The sequence below is a fragment of the Actinacidiphila bryophytorum genome, from assembly GCF_016916835.1.
GTDB lineage: Bacteria > Actinomycetota > Actinomycetes > Streptomycetales > Streptomycetaceae > Actinacidiphila > Actinacidiphila bryophytorum.
The window spans coordinates 72387-96618 of sequence record NZ_JAFFIX010000015.1; the positions used below are offsets into that span (position 1 = coordinate 72387).

A 24232-nucleotide genomic window follows, 5' to 3' on the forward strand; every position below is an offset into this window, starting at 1 on the left:
GAGGGACCAGTGGCCCTGGCGGCCGCCCGAACGACCCTGTCCCCAGATGGTGGAAACGGCAGAAGGTGGTCCAGGCGCGACCACCGAAACCCCCAGGAGATCCCCATGCCCCCCGTCACGGTAACCAGCAAGCTCAGCAACCAGGAACTGCAGGCCCTCGACGCCCACTGGCGTGCCGCGAACTACCTGGCCGTCGGCCAGATCTACCTGATGGCCAACCCCCTGCTGACCGAGCCGCTGCGCCCGGAGCACGTCAAGCCGCGGCTGCTGGGCCACTGGGGCACCTCGCCCGGCCTGAACCTGGTGCACACCCACCTCAACCGGGTGATCAAGGCGCGCGACCTGGACGCGATCTGCATATGGGGCCCCGGACACGGTGGGCCCGCCGTGCTGGCGAACTCCTGGCTCGAGGGCAGCTACTCCGAGACCTACCCGGACGTCAGCCGGGACGCCGAAGGCATGGGCCGGCTGTTCAAGCAGTTCTCCTTCCCCGGCGGGGTCCCCTCCCATGTCGCCCCGGAAACGCCCGGCTCCATCCACGAGGGCGGCGAGCTGGGCTACTCCCTCTCGCACGCCTACGGCGCCGCCCTGGACAACCCCGGCCTGCTGGTGACCTGCGTGATCGGCGACGGCGAGGCCGAGACAGGGCCGCTGGCCGCCTCATGGCACTCCAACAAGTTCCTCGACCCGGTCCACGACGGCGCCGTCCTGCCGATCCTGCACCTGAACGGCTACAAGATCGCCAACCCGACGGTCCTGTCACGGCTCCCGGAAGCCGAGCTCGACGAGCTGCTGCGCGGATACGGGCACGATCCCATCCACGTCACCGGCGACGACCCGCTGACCGTGCACCAGCTGATGGCGGCGGCGATGGACACCGTCCTGGACCGTATCGCCGCTTACCAGGAGGCGGCCCGGGAACAGGGCGCCACCGAGCGACCCAGCTGGCCGATGATCGTGCTGCGCACCCCGAAGGGATGGACCGGGCCCGCCGAGGTCGACGGTCTGCCGGTGGAGGGGACGTGGCGTGCCCACCAGGTCCCGCTCTCCGAAGTACGCAACAACCCGCGGCACCTGCGCCAACTGGAGGAGTGGCTGCGCTCCTACCGCCCCGAGGAGCTCTTCGACGACGCGGGGCGCCCGCGCCCGCACGTGCTGGCGTGCGTCCCGGACGGTGAGCGCCGGATCGGCGCCAACCCGCACGCCAACGGCGGGTTGCTGCTGCGCGACCTGCCGGTACCGGACCTCGAACGCTTCGCCGTGGCCGTCGACAAACCCGGCGTCACCCTCCACGAACCCACCCGGGTCCTGGGCGACCTCCTCGAACAAGTCATGGCCGACACCGCGGGACGCCGCGACTTCCGCATCGTGGGCCCCGACGAGACCGCCTCCAACCGGCTCCAGGCCGTGTACGGGGTGACCGGCAAGGCGTGGCAGGCGCAGACCGTCCCTGTCGACGAGAACCTGGACGCGCACGGCCGGGTGATGGAGATCCTCTCCGAGCACACCTGCCAAGGCTGGCTGGAGGGCTACCTCCTCACCGGCCGGCACGGCCTGTTCTCCTGCTACGAGGCGTTCGTGCACATCGTCGACTCGATGGTCAACCAGCACATCAAGTGGCTGCGCACGACCCGCACGCTGCCCTGGCGCCGCCCCATCGCCTCGCTCAACTACCTGCTCACCTCGCACGTCTGGCGGCAGGACCACAACGGCTTCTCCCACCAGGACCCCGGCTTCGTCGACCACGTCCTCAACAAGGCACCCGAGGTCGTACGCGTCTACTTGCCGCCGGACACCAACACCCTTCTCTCGGTGGCCGACCACGTGCTGGCCTCGAAGGACTACGTGAACGTCGTCGTCGCCGGCAAGCAACCCTGCTTCGACTGGCTGTCCCTGGACGCCGCCCGCGCGCACTGCGCCCGCGGCGCCGGAATCTGGGAATGGGCCGGCACCGAGGACGGCCGCACCGAGCCCGACGTGGTCCTCGCCTGCGCCGGCGACGTACCCACCCAGGAAATCCTGGCCGCTGCCCAACTCCTCCGCCGGCACCTGCCCCAACTGGCCGTCCGGATCGTCAACGTCGTCGACCTCGCGCGGCTGCTGCCCCGGGAGGAACACCCGCACGGGATGCCCGACCCGGAGTACGACGCCCTGCTCACCCCCGACAAGCCGGTCATCTTCGCCTACCACGGCTACCCGTGGCTGATCCACCGGCTGGCCTACCGCCGCACCAACCACCACCACCTGCACGTGCGCGGCTACAAGGAGATCGGCACCACCACCACGCCCTTCGACATGGTCGTACGCAACGACCTCGACCGCTACCGCCTCGTCATGGACGTCATCGACCGCGTCCCCGGCCTCGCCGTGACCGCCGCCCCCGTACGACAGCTGATGGAGGACACCCGGCTGCGCCACCACGCCTGGATCCGCGAACACGGCACCGACCTGCCCGAGGTCGCCGACTGGACCTGGGAAGGCTGACACACCACAGCACGCTCGGATGACGTCGGGGCCCGCCAGGCATGCCTGGCGGGCCCCGACGTGTACGCCCATCACCGAGCCGCAGCAGCCCAAGCCCAACCGGACCCGGGGGCAGGGCCGTTCGGCCCCGCAGCTCGGGCCGTGGGCCCCCAGCGCCGACACTCCCGCGAGCAGGACAGTGATGGCGTACCGAACAGCAACCCACCGATCAGGGAGTCACCATGGCCGTCCACGACCACACCCCCCACCGCACCGGTTTCCACCTGCCCAGCTGGAACCGGGCATCCGCCGACAGCCTGAGCGGTTCGGGGGCCGTCGCCACCAGCGCCACCCTCGCCGCCAAGTCGGCGGCCACCCTGCGGATCGTGACCGGCTTCGTCTTCCTGTGGGCCTTCCTCGACAAGACCTTCGGCTGGCACTACGCCACCGGCTCCGGCAAGGGCTGGATCGACGGCGGCTCGCCCACCAGGGGCTTCCTCAAGGGTGTCTCCGCCGGCCCGCTCCAGTCGTTCTTCCACCACATAGCCGGACAGGGCTGGACCGACACGCTGTTCATGCTCGCCCTGCTCGGCATCGGCGCGGCCCTCACCGCCGGCGTCGCCCTGCGGGTCACCGCCGTCGCCGGCACCGTGCTGATGGCCATGATGTGGGCCGCAGAATGGCCGCCCGCCCAGCACCTGACCGGCGGCGCCCCGAGCATGTCGTCCAACCCGATCGTGGACTACCACATCGTCTACGCCCTCGCGATGATCCTCTTCGCCCTCACCGCCGCCGGTGCCACCTGGGGCTTGGGCCGCATCTGGGCCCGCCTGCCCCTCGTCCGCGACCACCAGTGGCTCCAGTAGCACCCGGCCCGCGCGGCACGGGGCACCGCCTGCCGGGCGGTGCCCCGCTCGGTTCCCCTGCCAACCCGCCGGAGACCCGGCGAAAGGAAGCGACAACCATGACCGTCCGCATCGGCATCAACGGCTTCGGCCGCATCGGCCGCAGCTACCTGCGCGCCCTCCTGGCACGCGAGACCTCCAGCATCGAGGTGGCCGCCGTCAACGACATCGCCCTGGTCTCCACCCTCGCCCACCTGCTGGAGTACGACTCCACCTACGGCCGGCTCCAGGCCCCGGTCACCCACGACGACCGCAGCTTCACCGTGGCCGGCCACCGCATCGCGGTGACCGCGCACCGCGACCCCGCCGCTCTCGACTGGTCCGAGTACGGCGTGGACATCGTGATCGAGTCCACCGGACGTCTGCGCACCCGAGAGGAGGCCGCCGCTCATTTGAAGGCCGGCGCCAGGAAGGTCCTGCTGTCCGCACCGGGCAAGGACGTCGACGCCACCCTCGTGATGGGCGTCAACCACGCCTCATACGACCCGAGGCGGCACGACATCGTCTCCAACGCGTCCTGCACGACGAACTGCGTGGCGCCGATGGTCAAGGTGCTGCAGGACCGGTTCGGCATCGAAAGCGGCCTGATGACGACCATCCACGGATACACCAACGACCAGTCGTTGCTCGACGGCCCCCACAAGGACCTGCGGCGCGCCAGATCCGCTGCCCTGAGCATGATCCCTACCAGCACCGGCGCCGCCCGCGCCGTGGGCCTGGTGCTGCCCGCACTCGCCGGAACGCTGGACGGCATCGCCGTCCGGGTACCGGTCGAGGACGGCTCCCTCACCGACCTGACCGTCCTGCTCGGCCGCGGGACCTCCACCGACGAGGTGAACGCCGCCTTCGAGCAGGCGGCGGCCGGCCCGCTCACCGGGATCCTGCGCGTCAGCACCGCACCCATCGTCTCCCGCGACGTGATCGGCGACCCGGCATCCTGCGTCATCGACGCACCCCTGACCCAGGTCCACGACCGCCTGGTGAAAATCTTCGGCTGGTACGACAACGAATGGGGCTACAGCAACCGCCTGCTCGACCTCACGCAGTACGTTGGAACCCGCCTGTGACCAATGACCTGCGGTACGCGTCAGGAGGCCCGCCCCGATCGGGGCGGGCCTCCTGACGCGTACCGCAGGTCACTTCCGCGAGGTCAGCGCGCTAGCCACAGATATAGCGCAGATGGTCGAGGACAAGATCGACCACCCGAACGGTGAAGCGGGCCCCAGCGAGCAGCCGGATCTCAGTGTCGTCCCCGCAGCCGCCGCGGCCCCCGTTCCCCTCCCGGCATCCCTGCGCAAGAACTAGGGCGTGTATCAGAAGTGGATCTTGTGCCACCGCGCACTCGGTGCCCCCTCCTCGTCATATGACGCTGCTCAGGCATCGCACTCGGTCTCTCGACGGTCCGGTCGCGGCCGCGACGGCCGTGCGGCCGAAGGCAAGGACCGGTTATGTACTGCCGTTATCCAGCGGATGCGGCGGACGTCGGCGCTTCAGTTCTCAGTTCTCAGTTCTCAGTTCTCCTCTCCTGAGGCGAGTCCGCTTCGTCGTGTTCGGAGAAGACCTCGCGTGCGACGGCGTAGCTGTCAAACGCGCGAGCCACACCCGCGTAGACGGCCATCTGGATGAAGGCTTCGACGATCTCCTCTTTGGTCACGCCGTTGTGCAGAGCGATACGCAACTGACCCCGGAGCGGCTCGAGGATGCCCAGGCTCGCTGTGATGGTGACCGAGATGAGGGCGCGGGTGCGGAGGTCGAGGTGCTCGCTGCGAGTCCATGCGTCATTGAAGGCGTGTTCAGTCGCGATCCGTGTGAAGTCGTAGGCGTTGGCGGGTTCCGCCGGCCTTGGATCGACATACGGCGCCAGGCTGAAACCAAGGATCTTCTCGGCGTTGTTCAGAGCGCGCGTGTAGTCAGCGTTGTGTTCCGTCATGCCGCCATTCTGCGCGCGGCCGACCCAAGACTGTTGGACCGTCACGACGCTCGAATGTCCAGCCTGCGCCTAGGCCGTTTGATGGCCGCGACGAGGACGGTTGCCTCGTAGCGGACGGCGAGTTTCTCGTACCTGGTGGCGACCGCGCGGTGACCACGGACGCACCCACGCCAGACGCCGCCTCCACCGCACCACCGAACACCTGCCGGCCAGGTTGCCCGCTCGCCAGCGCACCCTCCACGAGGATTCTGCTCGTCCAGTCGGCCACCCCGCTGGCTCCTGATCGGCTACCGCCGGGGAACGGCAGCGCTCAGATCAAAGACCTCACCCCGATGTTCGCTGCACTCCGCAGAGACCTCGCAGTCCGCTACGACGGCACCGCGATCGTCACCGACCCCGAAGGCCTCACCGAGGCACTGCTGACAGGAATCGGGCGCGGCAAGTCCTACGGCGCAGGCCTGCTCACCCTCGCCCCCGCCACTCACCGATGGGCGCACCCCGCCGGGGCGGCGACGCCCGCAAGAAACTCGCCGCCCCCACCTCGCCATGCTCCCGCGCATTGCGGACTCCCTGTCCTTCCGGATGTATCGCATGCGCTTCGACGACGACATCGTCCCGGAGACCGTGACCCTCGGTGTCGCCGACCGCGCACGTGGGCACTTCGGCGCCCTGGGCGAGCGCCCGCGAGCCGGGCGACGTGCCTGGTGGAATGCGCGGGCTGTGTCAGCTCAGCCCACGGTGTGGGCGTCTGTGCGCTCGCCGCGCTGCTTCCGGCGGCGGGACGCGAGGCCGCGACGCAGCGCCGAACGCCCGAGGAGCAGATGGCCGCCCGTGACGAGCAGCTTCAGCAGCACGAGGACCAGGACGGTGTCGGCGGTCCACAACGTCCACTTGGCGTCGGTCAACGCGGCGCCGCCCATTCCGAGATGGAGGGCGACGACGAGTGCGGCGCCCACCGCCAGGACCCAGGTGGATTTCCGGGGTCCATGGCCCGGGGCCGCGGTCGGGGCTTCGCTTCCCGGGGGACGCTCAATCTGCGGCCCAGGCCCGGAGTCGGCTCGGTCTGCGTGCCACCGCACCCGGAGCCCGTCTCGTCGGCCGATCTTCTCGATCCGTGTGGTGATCCCGTCCTGCAGACGCCGCAGCGCCGCGTCGTCGTCGGCGTCGACGCGCAGGGTGAGCGCGTCCGGGGTCGCGTCCAGAGTCCACCGGCCGTCGGCGAAGCGGACCGTTCCGTGGGTGTCGGTGCAGTCCACGTGCTGGACCGCGGGCATCTTCTGGCCTGGGCCTTGGCCGTGCCCGTCGTGCGGTCGGTGGCTCGCCCGGTTCATCTGGCCGAGGTGGCGGCACAGTTGGGTGATGTAGCGGCTCGCGCGGTCGGTGGCGATCCGGGCTTCGGCGGTCGGCATGACCGACTCCTTTCAGCTGGGGCGTTGCGTCACAGGCGGGTCAGTCGGGTGCGCCAGCCGCGGATTCCGCCCGCGGGCGCGGGTAGAGAGCTGTCGACCGTGACCGGCTCGACGGCATGGAGCAGCCAGCCGTCGGCGAAAGCGCCACGGATCTCGTCCGGGGTCAGCCGGTGCACGCGCCCGGAGCGGTTCGGGGGTTCGTCGCGGAAGGAGAGCACGAAGCACTGCCCGCCCGGCGCGGTCGCCGCATGCAGGCCGTCGACGTAGCGGTCGCGATCTCGGCCGTGGAACCCATGGAGGACCAGGGAGTCGAGCACTGTGTCGAAGCGCTCTCCCAGAGCGCTCAGTTCCAGCACGTCGTACCGCAGGAACCGCGCGGTCAGACCCCGCTCCCGGGCTTTGCGTTCGGCGGCCGCCAGGGCCGTGGCGGCGAGATCGACTCCGGTCGCCTCCAGGCCCCGCCGGGCGGCCATGAGGGTGTGCTCGCCGGTCCCGCAGCCCACGTCGAGCACCCGGCCGCGGAGGACTCCGCGGTCGGCGATGTCGAGCAGGGCCGGTTGGGGCCGGCCGATGTCCCACGGCGGCGGGACCGCGTACAGGGCGTCCAGGGACGGCTGCCCGGCATCGGCCGGGAGGGCGGTATGGGTGGGTGGTGCGTCCGACATGGGAACCCCTCTTCCTCGCCGGGGCCGACCACTTCAGCTTTATCGAGACACTGTGTCTATGTCAAGTCAGAGCGTCTACGATATCGGCGCTGTGTATCCTTGGTGCATGCCGAAGCTGTGGGACGAGACGATGGAGGCGCATCGCCGCGCGGTACAGGACGCCGTCCTGGAGACCGCCGTCGCGCTCGTCACCGAACACGGCCTGGCGTCGGTGACCATGTCGCAGATCGCGAAAGAGGCCGGGATCGGGCGCGCGACGCTGTACAAATACTTCCCGGACGTCCAGTCCGTGCTGATCGCCTGGCACGACCGGCACGTCGCCGCACATCTGGAGCGGCTCGCCCAGGCCCGGGACCACGCGGACGGGCCGTCGCAACGGCTGGAAGCGGTGCTGCTCGGGTACGCGCACATCACCCACAAGCGGCCCCAGGGCGGCGAGATCGCTGCCTTCGTGCATCGGGACCGGCATGTCGTCCAGGCACAGCAGCAGTTGCACGACCTGGTGCGCGAGGTCGTCGCCGAAGCCGCCGCGGTGGGCGCGGTGCGCGAAGACGTCTCCCCGGAGGAACTGGCCGACTACTGCCTGCACGCCCTGTCGGCCGCCGGAGGGCTGCGCTCCGAAGAGGCCGTCCACCGCCTCGTCGCCGTCACCCTCTCCGGACTACGGCCGGCGCGCTGAGAAGGCCACGCCGTGGTTCGCAACAGGTTCCCGACGGCGTGCCGATCTCCGCACCTCCTCGGAGAGATCGACGCGGGATGCAAGTGCGCGAACGCGGCGTCGCCGCAGTGGAACGCGGTCAGGTGGGCGGAGGTGCCCAGGTAGGGCTGAAGGTCAGTGACGGGCTTGCCGTCCTTGGTGATCGTGACCGTCAGCGGGTGCTCCATGCCGGCCATCAGGTCGCCCTTCACCATCACGGCAGGGCGCGGAAAACGGTGCCGGCGTCGGCCATGTTCCCTCCCGGGTGGGGTGGCGGATCCGGTTTGCGGTGGGTCCGCCAGGGAAACGTCCAGGCGCTGGTCGGTGACCATACTTCGCCATGGGGGAAGCCCTCGGGGGTCGTTGTGGGATGCGAGGGAGGCAATGTCAGGTGAGCGGTGTCAGCAACGGGGTGGCGAGGGTCGAGGTGCGACTCAAGTGGGATCCGAGCCCCTTTGGTGAGCCGCCGCGGCATCTCGACATCGTCGCCGCGACCTACTCGGTGGGTGAACCGTACGGGCCGCCCCTGTATGTGGTGCATTCCGAGAGCCGGTCACCGGACGGCACCATCACCATGAGCCGGCACAGTGAGACGGGCCTGGGTCTCGGGTTCGTCGAGGTGATGGTCCTGGAGTTCGACCGGATGGCATCCTCCCTGGCGCGTGTCGTCGTGGGCGTGGCCATCCATCAGGATCGGGGCAGGAAGACCTTCGGCGACATATCGAACGCCAAGGTGGTTGTTGTCGAGCGCTACGAGGAGTTGCTGGTGGACGACTTGGCGCAGGTCGCCGGGTCCACCGCCGCGACCGTCGCGGAGTTCACCAGGAATGCTTCCGGAGGGTGGGGACTTCGCGAGATGGTCCGCGGCTTCGACAGCGATCCACTCGCCTTCGCCGGACAGATGGGCAGCGTCCGGTAGATGCCGCCGAAGACCGCGACTGCCACGCCGAAGCCTTGGCCAGGGGACAGACGCCGCCGGCCGAACGAGCGGACTGCTTCGTGGTCGGCGATTCGCCCGAAGCCTTACCAGGCGGGGATGACGGCGGAGAGGTGTTCGGGAACGCTGCTGCCGTTGTGGACCGTCATGCTCAGAGTGCCCGAGCAGATGGGTCAAGGCGGGCGACGGCGCCGGTGATGCTCAGACTGACGCCCGGCTCCTCGACGGTGACCTGGCCGCCCGGTCTTGCGAGACCGGCCGTTGCGGGACAGCTCTCGGCCCGCATGCTCACGGGTATGTGATCTCGCCGGTATACGCGAGTTCAAGCACGGCGCCACTGCTGTCATACATTGCGAATTCAGCGTATGCCGTCAACTCCGTGAAGCGCGAGGCGTCCGCGGTCGCCTGCTTCGAGGGGGTCTCGCCGCAGGGCCTGAGGCTGGTGGATACCACGGCCTTGCCGGTGTACGGATCGTAGAGGGAGACGCGGTAGCCGGCACAGCTCGAAGGATACGAATGGACGGTTGCCTGACCGATGAAGGTCGAGCTGACCAAGGCCAGGCAAACCCTGCTGCCGGAGGAGTCAACAGCGGTGCACTGCTGCTCGTTGACTGTCGTCTGCGCGGGGGAGGAAGCCCTCGCAGCCTGAGAGGAAGCCGCAGCGGCCGGAACTGATCCCGCCCCTATGGCCAGAATTGTGGCACCGAATAGGGTCAGAAGTAAACGCTGCATGATTCTCCTCGATGTCGTGAACTCCCCTTTTGGAGACTCACGATCTCACCTGCCGGTCATGTCCACAAGGCCACGACGATCATATGGCCAGGTCGGCGGCCCTGGGGTGGGCGGCGGTGCACGCGGACGACTGGCGGCGCTCCTTGGACCGTGGGAACGGCTTACCCGTGGCCCAGGCTGGGAGCCTGACGGTTCGTCCTGACGTCGTGCGGACGGGGGTTCGGTTCACATGAGGCCTCGGGCCAAGGAAGAGCGCGATCAGGAGGTCGTCGAGGTCGGCGCCGCCATCCTTTCGGGTGTGCTGGTCGGTGGTGCCGTTTTCCTCGCGGTATTGGCGGTCGTCCACTTTTCCGGCGTCTCCTCATCCGCCGGCTCGACGCTTCGTCAGCTGGGGGGTGTCGCTGCCGTCATCGCCGGAGTCATTCGGGTTGCCGTATTTCGCGGGCGGCGTGGCCGCTGACCCGGGCGGGACACCCCCCACCGCTCCCCGAGGGCACCCCCTCAGATGGCAGTGCGTCGGCCGTCGCGTCGCAGATCACGCCAGGGTCTGCGCGCACCAGATCGTCTTGCCGCCGGTGGTGTACCGGGTGCCCCAGCCCTGGGTGAGCTGGGCGACGAGCAGCAGGCCGCGGCCGCCCTCGTCGAAGGCGCGCGCCCGGCGCAGGTGCGGGCTGGTCTCGCTGCAGTCGGAGACCTCGCAGATCAGGGAGGTGTCACGAATCAGCCGCAGCCTCAGCGGCGGCTCGCCGTACCGGATGGCGTTGGTGACCAGCTCGCTCACGACCAGCTCGGTGACGAACGCGGCCTCCCCCAGGCCCCAGGCCTCCAGCCGGTCCATGGCGAACTGCCTGGCGTGCGGCACCTGCGCGGCGTCGGGCACGATGGGCCAGTCGGCGACGCGGTCAGGGGACAGCGCGTGGGTGCGGGCGAGCAGCAGGGCGGCGTCATCGGTGCGGCGCTCGGGGAGCATGGTGTCCATCGCCGTGCCGCACAGGGCCTCCAGCGAGCCGGCCGGCTCCTTGAGCACCCGGAACAGGTCGGCGATCCCCCGGTCGGGGTCGCGCTCCCGGCCCTCCACCAGTCCGTCGGTGAAGAGGGCGAGCAGGCTGCCCTCGGGCAGCTGCAGCTCGGTCGCCTCGAACGGCAGCCCGCCGATGCCCAGCGGCGGCCCCGGCTGTACCGGGACGGGGACCGGGCTGCCGTCCGGGGCGATGACCAGTGGCAGCGGATGACCGGCGCTGGCCAGTGCGCAGCGGCGGGAGACCGGGTCGTAGACCGCGTACAGGCAGGTTGCCCCGGACTCGCCGGCCGGCTGGACCTGGCCGGCGGGCTGCCCGTCCTCGGCGTGGAGGACCAGGTCGTCCAGGTGGGTCAGCAGTTCCTCCGGGGGCAGGTCCACGTCTGCCAGGGTGCGCACCGCCGTACGCAGCCGGCCCATGCTGGCCGAGGCGTGCAGGCCGTGGCCGACGACATCGCCGACGACCAGGGCGACCCGGGCGCCGGACAGCGGAATGACGTCGTACCAGTCGCCGCCCACGCCCGCACCGGTCCCGGCGGGCAGGTAGCCGGATGCCACCTCGATCGCCTCCTGGCGTGGCAGCCGCTGCGGCAGCAGACTGTGCTGCAAGGTCAGCGCGGTCGTGCGCTCGCGCGAGTACCGGCGGGCGTTGTCGATGGCGACGGCCGCCTTGGCGGTCAGCTCTTCCGCGAGGATCAGGTCGTCGGCGGTGAAGGCCTCGGGCCGGTCGAGGCGGGAGAAGGTGACGACGCCGAGCAGCGCGCCGCGCGCCCGCAGCGGCACGGTGATCCGGCCGGTCAGCCCCTCCGCGGCGAGGGACCCGTCGATCAGCGGATTGCCCGGTGGCCAGTGGGCCGGATCGGCGGCGAGCCCGGGTCCGAAGGCCCATTCGCCGCCCTGGCCCGGCTCGGCGGCGAGCTCGACGGTGGACCTGCCGGCGGCCATGCAGCGGGCGACGACGGAATCAGCAGCGTGGCTGACCGGCGTCGCGGGCTCCGCGGGCCGGTCGGTGTCCTCGGTCGCGGCGTGCCGGGCGGCGCGACCGAGCACGACCGTCTCGCCGGGGGCGAACGCGGACGCGGAGGGCGGTTCCTCCCCCCGCAGCACCTCCTCGAAGAGGTCGACCGTGACGAGGTCGGTGAATCCCGGCACCGGCGCTCCGGCCAGTTCCTGGGCGGTACCGATCACGTCGAGTGCCCGGCCGATGCCGCCGCTGGCCTCGTTGAGGATGAGCAGGCGCTGCCGGGCCCAGTACTCGGCGCTCATGTCGAATCCCCAGTTGGCGATCGCGCACACCCTGCCCCCGGCGTCGCGGACGGGCCAGATGCTGGTGGCCCAGGCGTTGGCGTAGTCGCTGCCGCGCGGGCGGAAGACAGTGATGAGACGCGCGGGCTCGCCCGTCCTCGCCACTTCGGCGAGCGCGTCGGTGTAGGGCTTGTCGTCCCTCTCGGGGAACAGCGAGCGGTCGAGTTCGGGGAGCACCTCGCGGTACTTCCTGCCGAGGACCTGCTGTTCGGTGTGCGCGATCACCCGGCCCGAGGAGGCGTTGATCCACTGGAACCGCAGATCGGGATCGTAGACGCCCAGAGCGAAGGGGCACTGCTCGAAGGCCCGGTCGGCGATCACCGGGCGGCGTCCCCAGCGCTGGACGGTCATCGCGTGGCCCAGCACCTGTCCGCCGGCCCCGAGCATCGGCCGAACCGTCACCACGCCGTCCATCGTGGAACCGACCCGGTGACGCAGGGTGACGGGTCCAGTGGGGTCGGTGACCGTGTCGTAGTCCTCGGGGAAGCCGGGCGTCGGGTCGACCAGCAGACGTGTCACCGGGCGCCCGACGATCTCCTCCGCCGTCCAGCCCAGCAGCAGCCGTCCGCCCTCACTCCACCCGCTCACCACGCCGTCCGTGCCCACCACCGCAACGGCGACGGGTGCGTCCTGCATTCCGGCCATCTCCACGCACCACGCCTCCATCCGGACAGCCATGCCCGCCACGACCGGCTACCAGCGGCTCCTTCCAGCGTAGATCCGCCCCTGCCTCGCCGCCGCCGCTGTCACGGTCGTGCCGCGTGATGTGGTGGGGGCCTTACCGGGTGTCCATCGGGATGTTCAGGGTGACGGTGCCTCGCAGGTCCAGCCAGGTGTTCGTGGGGGAGCGCACGATGCGCAGCACCACTTCGCCGCATGAGGGGCAGCGCGCCACCAGCGCCGGTGGGCGGCCGTAGACCCGCAAGGTGGCGACGGCGCCGGTGCTGTCGCAGTGTGCGCAGCGGGACATCGCGGCGGTCAGGTCGACCGCGAAGATCTCGGAGAGCGGCCCCGCGAGCACGTTGCCGTCCTGGTAGGCGTCTTGGACGCCGTCTGCCGCTGTTCCGCCGGTGGGGTCCATGTCATCCTCCGCTGGGGCCGAAGCGTTCGGTACGGATCCGGTCCGGGTGGTGGCCGAGCGCCACCAGCATCCCGGCGGCGGCCTCCACGAAGCCTGTGGGCCCGCAGACGTAACAGGTCGGCTCGAAGTCGGCGGGCCAGCCCCACCGCACCAGATCGTCGGGCGTCAGCCGCCCGGCGGGCCGGGTCCAGCCGTCGGGTGTCCCGCGGGTGTAGACCCATGTCGTGTCCAGGCCGGGCGCGCCGCGGTCGAGTTCGGGTCCGTACAGCCGGTCGGCGGGGTCGCGCACCGAGTACAGCAGCCGGAAGGGAACCCTGCTCCCGATCATGTCGCGGACCCGGATCATCGACATCAGCGGGACCACGCCGGAGCCACCTGCGACCAGCAGCACAGGCTCCGCTTGTTCCGGCCGCCAGACGAACCAGCCGCCGACCGGGCCGCGGATCTCCACCGCGTCGCCGACCCTCAGGTCGTCCGCGAGATACGGCGACACCTCGCCGTCGGGCACGCGCTGGACGGTCAGTTCGACCCGGTCGGCGTCGGGCGCCGAGGCGATGGAGTAGCTGCGCTGGGTGCTGTAGCCGTCCTCGGCGGTCAACCGTACGTCGACGTGCTGGCCGGGCAGGTGGCCGGCCCAGCCTGGGAGGTCGAAGACGAGGGTCCGCGCCGTGGGCGACTCCTCCCGCCGCTCGACCAGTGCCGCGGCCTGCCAGCGCAGCCGCGCCGCTAGTCGCCCTGATACCGCTGCTCGCGCCATGGGTCTCCGTACTCGTGGTAGCCGGCACTCTCCCAGAATCCCGGCTCGTCCTCCAGCATCAACTGGATCCCGCTCACCCACTTGGCCGACTTCCACAGGTACAGGTGCGGAACCAGCAGCCGGGCGGGGCCGCCGTGCTCGGCCGCGAGTTCCTCGCCGTCGTAGCGGTATGCGATCCACGCCTTGCCGTCGAGCAGGTCCTCCAGCGGCAGGTTGGTGGTGTAGCCGCCGTAGGAGTGGACGAGCGCGAACTCCGCCTCGGTCTCGACGTCTTCGAGCAGCACGTCGAGCGAGACGCCCTCCCAGTGGGTGTCGAACTTGGACCACTTCGTCACGCAGTGCAGATCCACCGTCGGGTGCTCGGCGGGCAGCGCCATCAGCCGGCCCCAGTCCCATTGGTGCCGGGTACCGCTCTCGGTGGTGACCGTGAACGTCCAGTCGTCACGGCTCACCCGGGGGGTGGGACCCGCCGACAGCACCGGGAAGTCGAAGGTCTCGTACTGTCCGGGCGGAAGCTTGCGGCCCGGATCGGGCTTCCTGCCGTGGAACCCGCGGGAAACAATGGGCATGGTGTTCCGCCTCTCCGAGGATGCCGCTGTTCCGTTCCGGTCGCCAGGGTCGTTCCGGGGCCGTCATGCGGGAGCGCAGGCAGGCCCCGCGGTCTCGATGCCTTGCGCTCTGATGATGGCAGCACGACGGCGGTCCGCGCTCTCGCCACACGCCCGGCCCGTGTCGAACCGCCCACGCGGACGCCTGCGCACCCGGCGGCAGGCTCGGCGATGTCATAGCGGGCTCCGGCGGAGCCCGCTGGGCCGAACGCGCGGCCGGTCAGGACTACGACACCGTCCCCGGCCTCGGCTGTCGTGGGCGCCCATTGACTTACCCGGTTAAGTGCCCAACGCTGTCCTGGCATCATTCCCCCCACGACGCAGGAGACACCTCCATGATCAGACGCAGAATTCTGGCGGCAGCCAGTGCCGCCGGGATGGTGGCGGCAGCCGGGCTGATGGCGACGGTGCTGCCAGGCACGGCTTCCGCCGCCGGCAGCGGGTGCTCGGTGACGTACACCGTGCAGAACCAGTGGTCCGGCGGCTTCGGAGCCAGCGTGTCGATCACCAATCTCGGTGCACCGGTCAGCGGCTGGACGCTCGGCTTCGACTTCCCCGCGGCCGGCCAGTCGGTCACGCAGGGCTGGAACGCCACCTGGGCGCAGTCCGGCAAGAGCGTGACGGCGGCCAGCCTGAGCTGGAACGGCTCGCTGGCCACCAACGGCTCCACCGCGATCGGCTTCAACGGCGCCTGGAGCAGCACCAACCCGGTGCCGACCTCCTTCACGCTCAACGGCACGGCCTGCACGGGCACGGTGACCACGACACCCCCCACGACCCCGCCGACCACACCCCCCACCACCCCGCCTGCCGACGGCCCCGCCCCCGCCCTGCACGTGGCGGGCAACCATCTGGCCACCGCCTCAGGTGCCACCTACCGCATGCTGGGCGTCAACCGCTCCAGCGGGGAGTTCGCCTGCATCCAGGGCAACGGGATGTGGGACGGGCCGGCCGACCAGGCGACGGTCACCGCGATGAAGGCATGGAACATCCACACCGTTCGGATCCCCCTCAACGAGGAGTGCTGGCTCGGTACCGCCGACGTACCCGCGGCCGGCACCAGCGGGGCCGCCTACCGGAAAGCGGTCAAGGACTACGCCGACCTGCTGGTCGCAAGCGGCATCAACGTGATCCTCGACCTGCACTGGAACTACGGCCAGTACGGCGGTCCTGGGGCCGGCTGCTCCGACGTCAAGGCCACCTGCCAGAAGCCGATGCCCGACGCGCAGTACTCCCCGACGTTCTGGACCCAGGTGGCCACCGTCTTCAAGGGCGACGACGCGGTCGTCTTCGACCTGTTCAACGAGCCCTACCCGGACGCGGCGGACAACTGGGCCGACGCCACCGAGGCATGGACCTGCCTGCGGGACGGCGGAACCTGCACCGGCATCGACTACCAGGTCGCCGGCATGCAGACCCTGGTCGACGCGGTGCGTGCCACCGGCGCCACCAACGTCATCATGACCGGCGGCCTGACCTGGACCAACGACCTCACCCAGTGGCTCACCTACAAGCCCGTCGACCCCACGGGCAACCTGATGGCCTCTTGGCACTCGTACAACTTCAACGCCTGCGTCACGGCGTCCTGCTGGGACAGCCAGATCGGCGCCGTCGCAGCCAAGGTCCCCGTACAGGCCGGTGAGATCGGGCAGAACACCTGTGCCCACGACTACGTCGACCAGGTCGTGGACTGGGCCGACAAGAACGGCGTCGGCTACACCGCCTGGACCTGGAACCCCTGGGGCTGCAGCCAGGGCAACGTGCTGATCACCGACTGGGACGGCACGCCCACCAGCACCTATGGCGAGGGCTACAGAGCCCACCTGCTCACCCAGAACCCCTGAGCGCCCGCCCCACCCCGGAGGCGCAGTCCGGCGCCTCCGGGGCCGCATCGGCCCGGTGGGGCCGTCGGTCAGGACGGGAAGACGTGCTGGCCGGGGGTCAGCAGTCCGCGCGGGTCGTAGCAGCGCTTGGCGGCTGCGAACTCCGCCCAGACCTCGCCGTACTGACTGCGCCAGTCCGCGGCGCTCATGGGAATGGTGCCCACCGGGTACTGCGTGCCGCCGGCGGCACGTACCGTCTCGTACACCGCGTGGTTGGCGGTCCCGCGTGCGGCGACCGCCGCGGGGTCGGCGGGGTCCAGCGTCCACAGGACCGCCAGCAGGTACGGAACCGGGTCGTCGGGCATCCGCAGCAGCGGGGTGTGCAGCCGGGCGGCCGAGAGCGGGTAGAGCAGGACGACGCCGCCGGGGCCGGTGTCCTGCCCGGCCATCTGGTCCAGCACGCTTCCGGCGAGTGCGGCGGCGCGGTCGCCGGGCAGCAGCAGGTTCAGCCAGGGGTGCGCCCACGCCCACACGCCGGCCGCTTCCAGTGCCGCGACGCCCGGGGCCAGCCGGTTGAGGAAGTCGAAGTAGCCCAGGGTCTCGGCGGTGACCGCGCCGGACCGGTCGTAGCGCAGGCCGCGCAGCAGCGCGGTGTCGTCCGGTTCGGGTCCCGCGGGCGGGCCGTAGGCGGTCGCCTCGATGACGTAACCGGTGAACGCCCCTGTCGCGTCGGGGGCGATCGAGCCCTCCACGTAGGCGAACCGCCGGTCGTCCACCAGCCGCCGCTGGTCGTCGAGGTACGTGGCCAGGTCGGTGTACGGCAGCAGGAAGTGCCGTACGGACGTGGGCGCGGTGACCAGCTGCAGGGTTGCGGAGACGATGACGGCGCACTGGCCGAGTCCGGCGAGCACCGCCCGGAAGAGGTCGGGGCGGCGGGTCGGGGAGCAGCTGACCAGCTCCCCTGCGCCGGTGACGACCTGGAGCGCGGCGACGTTGTCCACCTGGGCGCCGTGCCGGTGCGACTGGCCGCCGAGCCCGCCGACCGACAGGGTGCCGCCGACCGACAGCTCCAGGTAGTCGGTGAAGACCGGCGGGGTGAGGCCGTGCACGAGGGTGGCTTGTACGACCGCGCTCCACACGGCGCCGGCGCCGACCGTCACGGTTCCGGTGCCGTCCGCGAGGGCGCGTACCGGTCCGATCGCGTCCAGCGGCGCGGTCTCGATGACCAGCCCGTCCGCCACCTGCGCCTGGCCGTTGGTGCCGTGGCCCTGGCCGCGGGCGGCGACCTGGATGCGGTGGGTGTTGCAGAACCGGACCATCGCCACGACGTCGGCGACGGACCCGGGCCGCAGGACGGCGGCCGGCAGGTGGTGCACGGAATGGCCGAAGTCGTCCGCGTCGGCGGCGAGCGATGCGGGGTCGGTCAGCAGCGTGCCGTCCAGCTTCGGCACGCCGGCCAGGCCGTTGCCCGCGGTGTCCGCGGGGTGCGGGCGGGCCGGGCCTGCGACCCAGGAGCGGGCCGACGGGTCGAAGGCGATCACCCCCACGCCAGCCGCCATGCTGTGCAGAACGGTCCGTCGGGTGGGCTGATAGGCCATGCTCCGCCTCCTCGGCAGGTCGCAGCGTCTCGCGTACGGTGCGGCGGCGCCGGGCAGGCGCAGGCCGACGACCAGCGTGATGCTATCCGCAGCGGTGTCCACCCGCAGCGTCATCGACGCGAACGCGTCGCCATGTCGGGGGCGCCGGCCAGGTCGTGTGCTCGGTTCGCCCGGCGTCCCGGCCCGCGTCCCGCCGAAGTGCCCTTCCTGTCACGCCGGTTGAGCTACGGACCGCTGTTGCCCGCCGCAGGTGGGCGCTACCGTGAACGGCATGTCCACGGGCACCGAACCACCCGTCACAGAAGCCGAGCAGGTGCTTGCGTCGCTGGCCCGCCTGGCGGCCGAGGAGGCGCTCGCCCCGGGCTGGGGCGAGGTGCTGGCGGCTCTGGCTGACGCCCGGCTGGTACTGCTCGTCGATCGGGCCGCCGCCACCGCTGCCGCGCATGCGCTGGACCGGGTCCGAGGCCGGCCGGGACCTCCGACCGCTGAGACGCGCGCGGATGCTGCGATCGATCCGGTCGACGCGGCAGTTGCGGAGAGCGAGAACCGCGCCCGGGCGTCCGAGGCCCGTTACGTGCAACTGGCCCAGCACGCCCTGACAGCGGCCTCCGGCGAATGCCGGCCGATCCCGCTCCCGGCCGACCCGACGCCGGGGGACGGCCCCCGGTTCCGGGAGCCGGAGCCGCTGCACGTGCCCGGGGGCCTGCTCGGCTACCCGCTGCACCGGGTTCGTGCGCTGTCCCTGTGGCCACCTGGCGCCCTGCGTCCCCAGGTTGTGGTGCGCCCGGTCGAGTGGGCCGATGCGGTCTGTCTGGCCCTGGCCGGGGAGTTGTGGGCGGCTGGGGCGGTGGGCCTGATCGAACGGGAACAGGCCGTGGTGATCCTGGGCCGGACAGATCCCGGTCAGGCCGCCGAGATCCTGGACCGGATGGACTACTCCGCGGCTGCTGAAATCCTGGCACGGATGGACTCGGGCACGGCCGCCGAGATCCTGGCACAGATGGACCCGGAGTCGGCCGGCGGTGTCGTGTCGTATATGGGAGACGCCACAGGTTTCGAGGCGCTGGACAGGATGGATCAGGACAGTCTCGGCGCGCTGGACTTGACGGATGCCGCCGAATACCTGGCTTGGACGGAACCGGCGCGGGCCGCACAGCTGATGTTCGACAAGCCGGGGGAGGTAGCCGCAGAGCTCCTGCACGAGATGGATCAGGACCGCGCTGCCGAAGTGCTGAGGCGCATGATGAAGATCGACGAACTGCACGGCATTTTCGTGGAGCATCTGCTGTTCGACCTTTGGCACGCGCACGAAGCCGGTGGTGGCACTCACTGAGCTCAGCGGGCGTGTGCCTGCCACTCGACGCCAGGAGGACGATCGCCCCGGCCGCCCGCCGGTCCGCGAGGCCATCCCGCACCCGTGCACTGTTTGCGAGCGCTCTTCGCGGCGGTCAGCGGCAGCGGTAGCCGAAGGTGGAGGAGGCCGAGCGCTGCTGGGGGGTGAGGACGTCGAGGGTGGCGGTTGCGGTGTAGGTGCCCCGGCCTTCGAGGGTCCACAGGAGGACCACGTCGGTCTGGTGGTCGCCCTTGGGCACGTGCTGGCGCACGACGTCCGAGACGGTGCCGTCGCTGCGCCGCCAGCGGTAGGTGACCGTGCCGGCGCCGCCGGTGGTGCGCAGGGTGCCGACGATCCGCACCGTCGTGTGGCAGCCCACCTGCGCTGCGGTGCTGCGGGCCGCCACCCCTGTCAGCTCCACCGTGCCGCCCAGCCGCTGCCACCCGAGGTAGGCCAGCACCGCGGTGAGCACCACCGCGGGCAGCAGCCAGCCGCGCAGCGCGCGGCGGTGGCGCGGTCGGACCGCGGCCACCTGGTCGCCGGTCACCGTGGTGCCGTGCCAGGCGGTGGCGGGTGTCGGGGCCGCGCCGACATCGGTGGGCCAGGCGTCGGGGTCCATCATGGTGGCTCGGGTGGCCTCTTCGCAGGGCGGTCGCGGGGCGCCGAGCCGCAGCGTTCTGTGGTCGGCCCCGAGCGGCTGTTCCTGCGGCTTGTCCCTGACCTCGGGTGTGCGGCCGAAGGCCAGGCGCGGATCTTGTTCGTACGGCACGGTCAGCCTCCTCTCTCCGGCTTCCTGGCGGTGGATCAGAAGATGACCCGGCCGCACTCGCCGACCACCTGGAAGGAGTTCTGCCCGGAGCCTGCCGCCGGGCTGGTGGAGACCTGGAGCCCCCAGACGTCGAACGTGTCCGCCGTGCCGAAGACGTGGGAGAAGGTCTTCGACAGCGTCCGCTGCCCCGCGGCGAGCGGTACCGAGACCGTCGCCACGGTGGTGGCGCCCTGCATGTCCGGTGTCATGTTGTGGAACCACGTGAGCACCAGCGTCCCGGCCGCGGCGCCGTCGCTGTCGACGGTGACCTGGGCCTGCATGCCGTCGGCGCCGGAGCACAGGGCCTGGGTGACCGACACCGAGGTGACGTGCAGTGTCGCGGGCGGCGGGGCCGAGGTGGGGGCGGGTCCCGGTGGAGTGCCGCCGCCGGGCGCCGACGGTGCGGGGGCCGGTGCGCCGCTCGCGGGGGGTGCGCCGGTGCCGGCCGGGGTCGGCGACGTCCCGCCCGGGGCGGGCTGCCCGGCCCCGGCTGCCGCCGGTGTGGTCTGCGGCGCTCCGGGCGCGTTCGTGGTGGTGGCGCGGCCGGACGCGGACGGCACAGCCTTGCCGGACCCGTGGTCGGCGGGGGCGGCGGTCCCCGCCGAGTCCGCCGACGCCCCGGCGTCCGGGGAGCCCTGCGCCGAAGGACCTTGTGCGGACACGCTTTCCCGGGGGCCGCTGCCGCCGGTCGCCTCGGCCACCACGGCGAGTCCGCCGGCGACGAGGACGGCGCCCGCGACGGTTCCGGCGACGAGCCTGCGGCGGCGTCCCCGTCCGCGTCCGCGCAGGCTCTGCGTGCTGCCTTCCGCGAACCCGGGCGGGGGCGGGCCGAACTGGCTCTCGGCCAGCACGGTCGTGACAGGAGCCGGCTCCGTGGCCGAGGGGAGGAGGAGCGGCAGGAGGGCGACGAGTGCGGCGAGTTTGCGCTGTCCGCGCTCCTCCCAGTCCTGGCCGTAGGCCGCTGCGGCGGCGGACTCCAGTTCGGTGACGAACTCCAGCGCGTTCCCGGGACGTTCCGCGGGGGACTTGGCCAGCCCGCGGCGGACCAGCCGGCGCAGCTCCTCCGGTACGTCCGCGTCGGGTATCGGCGCCTCGGTGTGCTGGACGGCCAGTTCGACCGCTGTCGTTCCGGTGTAGGGCCTGGTGCCGGTGACGCACTCGTAGAAGGTGGCGGTGGCGGCGTAGACGTCGGTGGCGGGAGTGACGGGGGCGCCCGACCACTGCTCGGGGGCCATGTAGGAAGGTGTGCCGACCATGCCGCCGCCCTGGCCGCTGCGGACCGCGACGCCGAAGTCGACGAGTTTGGAGCGGCCGTCGGTGGTGACCAGGACGTTGGCGGGCTTGTAGTCGCGGTGCACGACACCGGCGGCGTGCGCCGCGGCCAGGCCGAGCAGCGAGCCCTTGAGGACGGCCAGGGCCGGTTCCGGGCCGGTGGCGCCCTCCTGGTCCAGCAGGGTGTGCAGTGCGATGCCGTCCACGAGTTCCATGACGATGGCCGCGCCAGGCCCGGCCTCGGCGTACTCGTACAACCGGGCCACGTACGGGGAGTCCAGGGCGCCCAGCAACCGGGCCTCGGTGCGGAAGGCCTCGCGGAAGCGGCCGTCCGTGCACAGCTCCGCGCTCAGGTACTTGACGGCCGCGGTCCGGCCCGTGCGGTCGTCCCGGGCGAGCACCACCCGCCCCGCCGCCCCCCGGCCCAGTTCCCGTACGTGGGTCCAGCCCGGTACGACCCACTGGCCGCGGCCGGGCTCGCCGCCGCCCGCGGTCCCCGTCGACATGTCCTTGTGCACGCGTAAGTTCTTTCCGCCTCGTGGCCGCGACGGCCTCGGCGATGCACACGAGGCCGGCTGTCCCGTCCGGGCTGCTTCCGCCTCAGGACGTGTCGCGAGCAGGCTATGCGGCCGGTCCGCGCAGCACACGAGTAGGAATTACTCATGCGGGCGCCCGGCGTCCGTGGGGAATCGCCGGTCAGTTGCCCGCCTGGGCGGGGGCAACCTGCTGACGGGCGAGTTCGCGGGCCAGGTCGCCCACCGGATTCATGAGAACCGCGAAGGAGACGACGAAGACGATGAAGGTCAGCCCGATGGTGAGCGGCACGACGACACTGATGGGGGACAGGCCGCCGGCCCGTTCGGCGCCGGCAGCGCCCGCGGACGTCATGGACATCATGCCGGTGTAGTGCATTCCGCTGATCGCGAAGGCCATGACGAGCGAGGCCGCGAACCTGGCCGTCCTGCTGGTGAGCCGGAGGGTGGCCCACAGCGCCGCGGTCGCCGCCACCACGGCGATCACCACCGAGAGCGCCACGGTCCCGCCCTCGAACACCCTTCGGCCGGACATGCGCAGCGCGGCCATGCCGAGATAGTGCATGGCGGCGATCCCCGCTCCGGCCAGCAGTCCGGAGAACAGCAGCGACCGCCGGGTGGTATGCCGGCTGACCAGCAGCATGCCGATTCCCACGAAGGTCACGGCCACCGCCCAGCTCAGCAGGGTGAGGACCGGGTCGTAGCGGATCCCGGCATCCGAGGACCTGTACCCGAGCATCGCGACGAAGTGCATGCCCCATATGCCGGTACCCAGGGAGAAGGCCCCGCCTGTGAGCCAGCCGCGCCCCCGCACGTGCCCCATCAGCTGCACTCTTCGGGCGCACGACAAGCCGAGCGAGGACCCGGTCAGGGCGATCAGGTAGGCGGTCAGCGGATAGACGGAATCGGACCACAGCGGTTCGTGATGGGGCATCGGGAAACTCCTTGCGCATACCCGGTGTTCGCAGTGCCCGGCCTCATGGCGTGGCGTGGGACGCGGACGACTGTGCTGCCCGGTCGCGCCGATGGCGTGAGTAAGAGGTACTCAATAAATCCGCCTAATTCCCGACACCTTGACGTGGTCAGAAGGCGCGGCCTAGCTTCAACTCCGATCCGATCGGACGTGGGACCGAAACTTTCGGTTTCCTCCTCCTCCTACCTCTGGGAGTCCCTGTGAAGCTCCGCCGCAGATCCGCTGTCGTCGCGGCCAGTGCCGCCGCCACCCTCCTGCTCGTTCCTGCCGCAGTCGCCTTCGCCCGCGGCGGGGACGCGGCCGACACCTCCCTGCGGGGGCTGGCGTCGAAGCAGGGGCTGCGTATCGGTACGGCCGTCGACGCGGCCCAACTGGGCAGCAACAAGCCCTACACCGCGATCGTCGCCGACCAGTTCTCCTCGGTCACGGCCGAGAACGCCATGAAATGGGACTCCGTCGAGCCCACCCGGGGCGTCTACAACTGGAAGGCCGCAGACGACCTGGTGGCCTTCGCCCAGCAGCACGGGCAGGCCGTCCGCGGCCACACCCTCATGTGGCACAACCAGATCCCCGGCTGGCTGACCACCGGGGTTGCGAACGGCTCCATCACCGACGCGCAGCTGCGCGACCTCCTCCGCAAGCACGTCACCGACGAAGTCACGCACTTCAAGGGCAAGGTGTGGCAGTGGGACGTGGCCAACGAGGTCTTCGCCAACTCCTGGGAGACCCCGCGGGCCGACGGGCTGAACGCCGACGACTTCTGGGTCCAGCACCTCGGCCCCGGCGTCCTGGCCGACGTCTTCCGCTGGGCGCACCAGGCGGACCCCAAGGCCCTGCTGATGTACAACGACTTCAACATCACCGGCGAGGACGGGACGAACGCCAAGTTCCAGGCCGTGTACGACTTCGTCAAGAACCTGCGCAAGCAGGGCGTCCCGATCGACGGCATCGGTGAACAGGGCCACCTCGACACCCAGTTCGGCTTCGACGCCCAGCGCTACCAGGCCGACCTCCAGGCCTTCGGGGACCTGGGCCTGAAGGTCGCCGTCACCGAGGCCGACGTGCGTACCTTCGTCGACAACGCCACCGACCAGGTGCCCACCGACTCGCTCGCCGAGTTCGCGCAGCCCTACGAGTTCTCCGAGCTGCTCAAGGGCTGCGAGCTGGTCAGCCAGTGCATCTCCTTCACGGCCTGGGGCGTGTACGACGGTGACTCCTGGATCCCCGGCACGTTCGCCGGTGAGGGCTTCGGCCTGCTCTACGACGTGCACCTGCAGCCCAAGACCGCGTACTCCACGCTCCAGCAGGACCTGAGCGCCGCGGCCGGCACCAGGCACCACGGCCCGGAGGGCGGCGCCGGGAAGTAGGCATCCGGCCCGCCCGGG

22 protein-coding genes and 1 pseudogene are annotated in these 24232 nt (G+C 71.0%); 10 read left to right on the forward strand and 13 right to left on the reverse strand.

The window, feature by feature from the left end; all coding sequences use genetic code 11:
- Positions 1 to 105: 105 nt before the first annotated feature.
- From JT723_RS21600 to gap, 3 genes are all read left to right on the forward strand, one after another.
- Positions 106 to 2484, forward strand: a complete 2379-nt coding sequence (locus JT723_RS21600; RefSeq protein WP_240165998.1) for a phosphoketolase family protein — start codon at positions 106 to 108, stop codon at positions 2482 to 2484.
- Between the two features lie 221 nt (positions 2485 to 2705).
- Entirely contained in the window at positions 2706 to 3329 is a 624-nt protein-coding gene (locus JT723_RS21605; protein WP_205046386.1) for a hypothetical protein, read from the forward strand.
- 98 nt (positions 3330 to 3427) lie between these two features.
- Complete coding sequence (gene gap, locus JT723_RS21610; RefSeq protein WP_205046387.1) at positions 3428 to 4435, forward strand: type I glyceraldehyde-3-phosphate dehydrogenase; 1008 nt, start codon at positions 3428 to 3430, stop codon at positions 4433 to 4435.
- Between the two features lie 437 nt (positions 4436 to 4872).
- Here gap and JT723_RS21615 read toward each other — a convergent pair whose 3' ends face one another.
- A complete protein-coding gene (locus JT723_RS21615) occupies positions 4873 to 5298 on the reverse strand; it encodes a carboxymuconolactone decarboxylase family protein (protein WP_205046388.1) in 426 nt (141 codons plus the stop codon).
- Between the two features lie 332 nt (positions 5299 to 5630).
- Between JT723_RS21615 and JT723_RS35340 the strand changes: the two are divergent.
- Positions 5631 to 5762, forward strand: a pseudogene (locus JT723_RS35340) (type I-E CRISPR-associated protein Cas6/Cse3/CasE); the annotation flags it as partial.
- Between the two features lie 264 nt (positions 5763 to 6026).
- Here the strand turns inward: JT723_RS35340 and JT723_RS21625 are convergent.
- A complete protein-coding gene (locus JT723_RS21625) occupies positions 6027 to 6707 on the reverse strand; it encodes a DUF2218 domain-containing protein (RefSeq protein ID WP_205046389.1) in 681 nt (226 codons plus the stop codon).
- A 29-nt stretch (positions 6708 to 6736) separates the two neighbouring features.
- Positions 6737 to 7372, reverse strand: a complete 636-nt coding sequence (locus JT723_RS21630) for a class I SAM-dependent methyltransferase (protein ID WP_205046390.1) — start codon at positions 7370 to 7372, stop codon at positions 6737 to 6739.
- A 106-nt stretch (positions 7373 to 7478) separates the two neighbouring features.
- Here JT723_RS21630 and JT723_RS21635 point away from each other — a divergent pair, with 106 nt between their 5' ends.
- On the forward strand, positions 7479 to 8051 hold the full coding sequence (locus JT723_RS21635; protein ID WP_205046391.1) for a TetR/AcrR family transcriptional regulator: 573 nt from the start codon (positions 7479 to 7481) through the stop codon (positions 8049 to 8051).
- Here the strand turns inward: JT723_RS21635 and JT723_RS36615 are convergent.
- Positions 7949 to 8401 (reverse strand): DUF8832 domain-containing protein, encoded by a 453-nt coding sequence (locus JT723_RS36615; RefSeq protein ID WP_504818407.1) that lies wholly within the window; start codon positions 8399 to 8401, stop codon positions 7949 to 7951. The genes JT723_RS21635 and JT723_RS36615 overlap by 103 nt on opposite strands.
- A 38-nt stretch (positions 8402 to 8439) precedes the next feature.
- On the opposite strand from JT723_RS36615, the gene JT723_RS21640 reads away from it, so the two are divergent.
- Complete coding sequence (locus JT723_RS21640) at positions 8440 to 8988, forward strand: TerD family protein (RefSeq protein WP_205046467.1); 549 nt, start codon at positions 8440 to 8442, stop codon at positions 8986 to 8988.
- A gap of 306 nt (positions 8989 to 9294) precedes the next feature.
- Here the strand turns inward: JT723_RS21640 and JT723_RS21645 are convergent, their stop codons facing one another.
- Positions 9295 to 9738, reverse strand: a complete 444-nt coding sequence (locus JT723_RS21645) for a hypothetical protein (RefSeq protein ID WP_205046392.1) — start codon at positions 9736 to 9738, stop codon at positions 9295 to 9297.
- Positions 9739 to 9967: 229 nt separating this feature from the next.
- On the opposite strand from JT723_RS21645, the gene JT723_RS21650 reads away from it, so the two are divergent.
- The gene (locus JT723_RS21650) at positions 9968 to 10198 is read left to right on the forward strand and encodes a DUF6332 family protein (RefSeq protein ID WP_205046393.1); all 231 of its coding nucleotides are present in this window, start codon (positions 9968 to 9970) and stop codon (positions 10196 to 10198) included.
- Between the two features lie 75 nt (positions 10199 to 10273).
- Here JT723_RS21650 and JT723_RS21655 read toward each other — a convergent pair whose 3' ends face one another.
- From JT723_RS21655 to JT723_RS21670, 4 genes are all read right to left on the reverse strand, one after another.
- The gene (locus JT723_RS21655; RefSeq protein ID WP_240165981.1) at positions 10274 to 12739 is read right to left on the reverse strand and encodes a SpoIIE family protein phosphatase; all 2466 of its coding nucleotides are present in this window, start codon (positions 12737 to 12739) and stop codon (positions 10274 to 10276) included.
- Between the two features lie 100 nt (positions 12740 to 12839).
- The gene (locus JT723_RS21660; RefSeq protein WP_205046394.1) at positions 12840 to 13142 is read right to left on the reverse strand and encodes a DUF6510 family protein; all 303 of its coding nucleotides are present in this window, start codon (positions 13140 to 13142) and stop codon (positions 12840 to 12842) included.
- 1 nt (position 13143) lies between these two features.
- Positions 13144 to 13899, reverse strand: coding sequence for a ferredoxin reductase (locus JT723_RS21665; protein WP_205046395.1), 756 nt, complete (start codon positions 13897 to 13899; stop codon positions 13144 to 13146).
- Entirely contained in the window at positions 13869 to 14468 is a 600-nt protein-coding gene (locus tag JT723_RS21670; protein WP_205046396.1) for a sulfite oxidase-like oxidoreductase, read from the reverse strand. The genes JT723_RS21665 and JT723_RS21670 overlap by 31 nt, the downstream gene beginning before the upstream one ends.
- Positions 14469 to 14842: 374 nt before the next feature.
- Between JT723_RS21670 and JT723_RS21675 the strand changes: the two genes are divergently transcribed.
- Positions 14843 to 16351, forward strand: coding sequence for a cellulase family glycosylhydrolase (locus JT723_RS21675; protein ID WP_205046397.1), 1509 nt, complete (start codon positions 14843 to 14845; stop codon positions 16349 to 16351).
- Positions 16352 to 16419: 68 nt separating this feature from the next.
- On the opposite strand, the gene JT723_RS21680 is transcribed toward JT723_RS21675, so the two are convergent.
- A complete protein-coding gene (locus JT723_RS21680) occupies positions 16420 to 17928 on the reverse strand; it encodes an FAD-binding protein (protein WP_205046398.1) in 1509 nt (502 codons plus the stop codon).
- Positions 17929 to 18199: 271 nt separating this feature from the next.
- On the opposite strand from JT723_RS21680, the gene JT723_RS21685 reads away from it, so the two are divergent.
- Positions 18200 to 19261 (forward strand): magnesium transporter MgtE N-terminal domain-containing protein, encoded by a 1062-nt coding sequence (locus JT723_RS21685; RefSeq protein WP_205046399.1) that lies wholly within the window; start codon positions 18200 to 18202, stop codon positions 19259 to 19261.
- Positions 19262 to 19376: 115 nt separating this feature from the next.
- Here the strand turns inward: JT723_RS21685 and JT723_RS21690 are convergent, their stop codons facing one another.
- The 3 genes from JT723_RS21690 to JT723_RS21700 form a co-directional block, all read right to left on the reverse strand.
- Complete coding sequence (locus JT723_RS21690) at positions 19377 to 20030, reverse strand: hypothetical protein (RefSeq protein ID WP_205046400.1); 654 nt, start codon at positions 20028 to 20030, stop codon at positions 19377 to 19379.
- Between the two features lie 35 nt (positions 20031 to 20065).
- On the reverse strand, positions 20066 to 21859 hold the full coding sequence (locus JT723_RS21695) for a serine/threonine-protein kinase (RefSeq protein ID WP_307864011.1): 1794 nt from the start codon (positions 21857 to 21859) through the stop codon (positions 20066 to 20068).
- A gap of 178 nt (positions 21860 to 22037) precedes the next feature.
- Positions 22038 to 22808, reverse strand: a complete 771-nt coding sequence (locus tag JT723_RS21700; protein ID WP_205046401.1) for an MHYT domain-containing protein — start codon at positions 22806 to 22808, stop codon at positions 22038 to 22040.
- A gap of 239 nt (positions 22809 to 23047) precedes the next feature.
- Between JT723_RS21700 and JT723_RS21705 the strand changes: the two genes are divergently transcribed.
- The gene (locus JT723_RS21705) at positions 23048 to 24214 is read left to right on the forward strand and encodes an endo-1,4-beta-xylanase (RefSeq protein WP_205046402.1); all 1167 of its coding nucleotides are present in this window, start codon (positions 23048 to 23050) and stop codon (positions 24212 to 24214) included.
- The last annotated feature ends 18 nt before the right edge of the window (positions 24215 to 24232 follow it).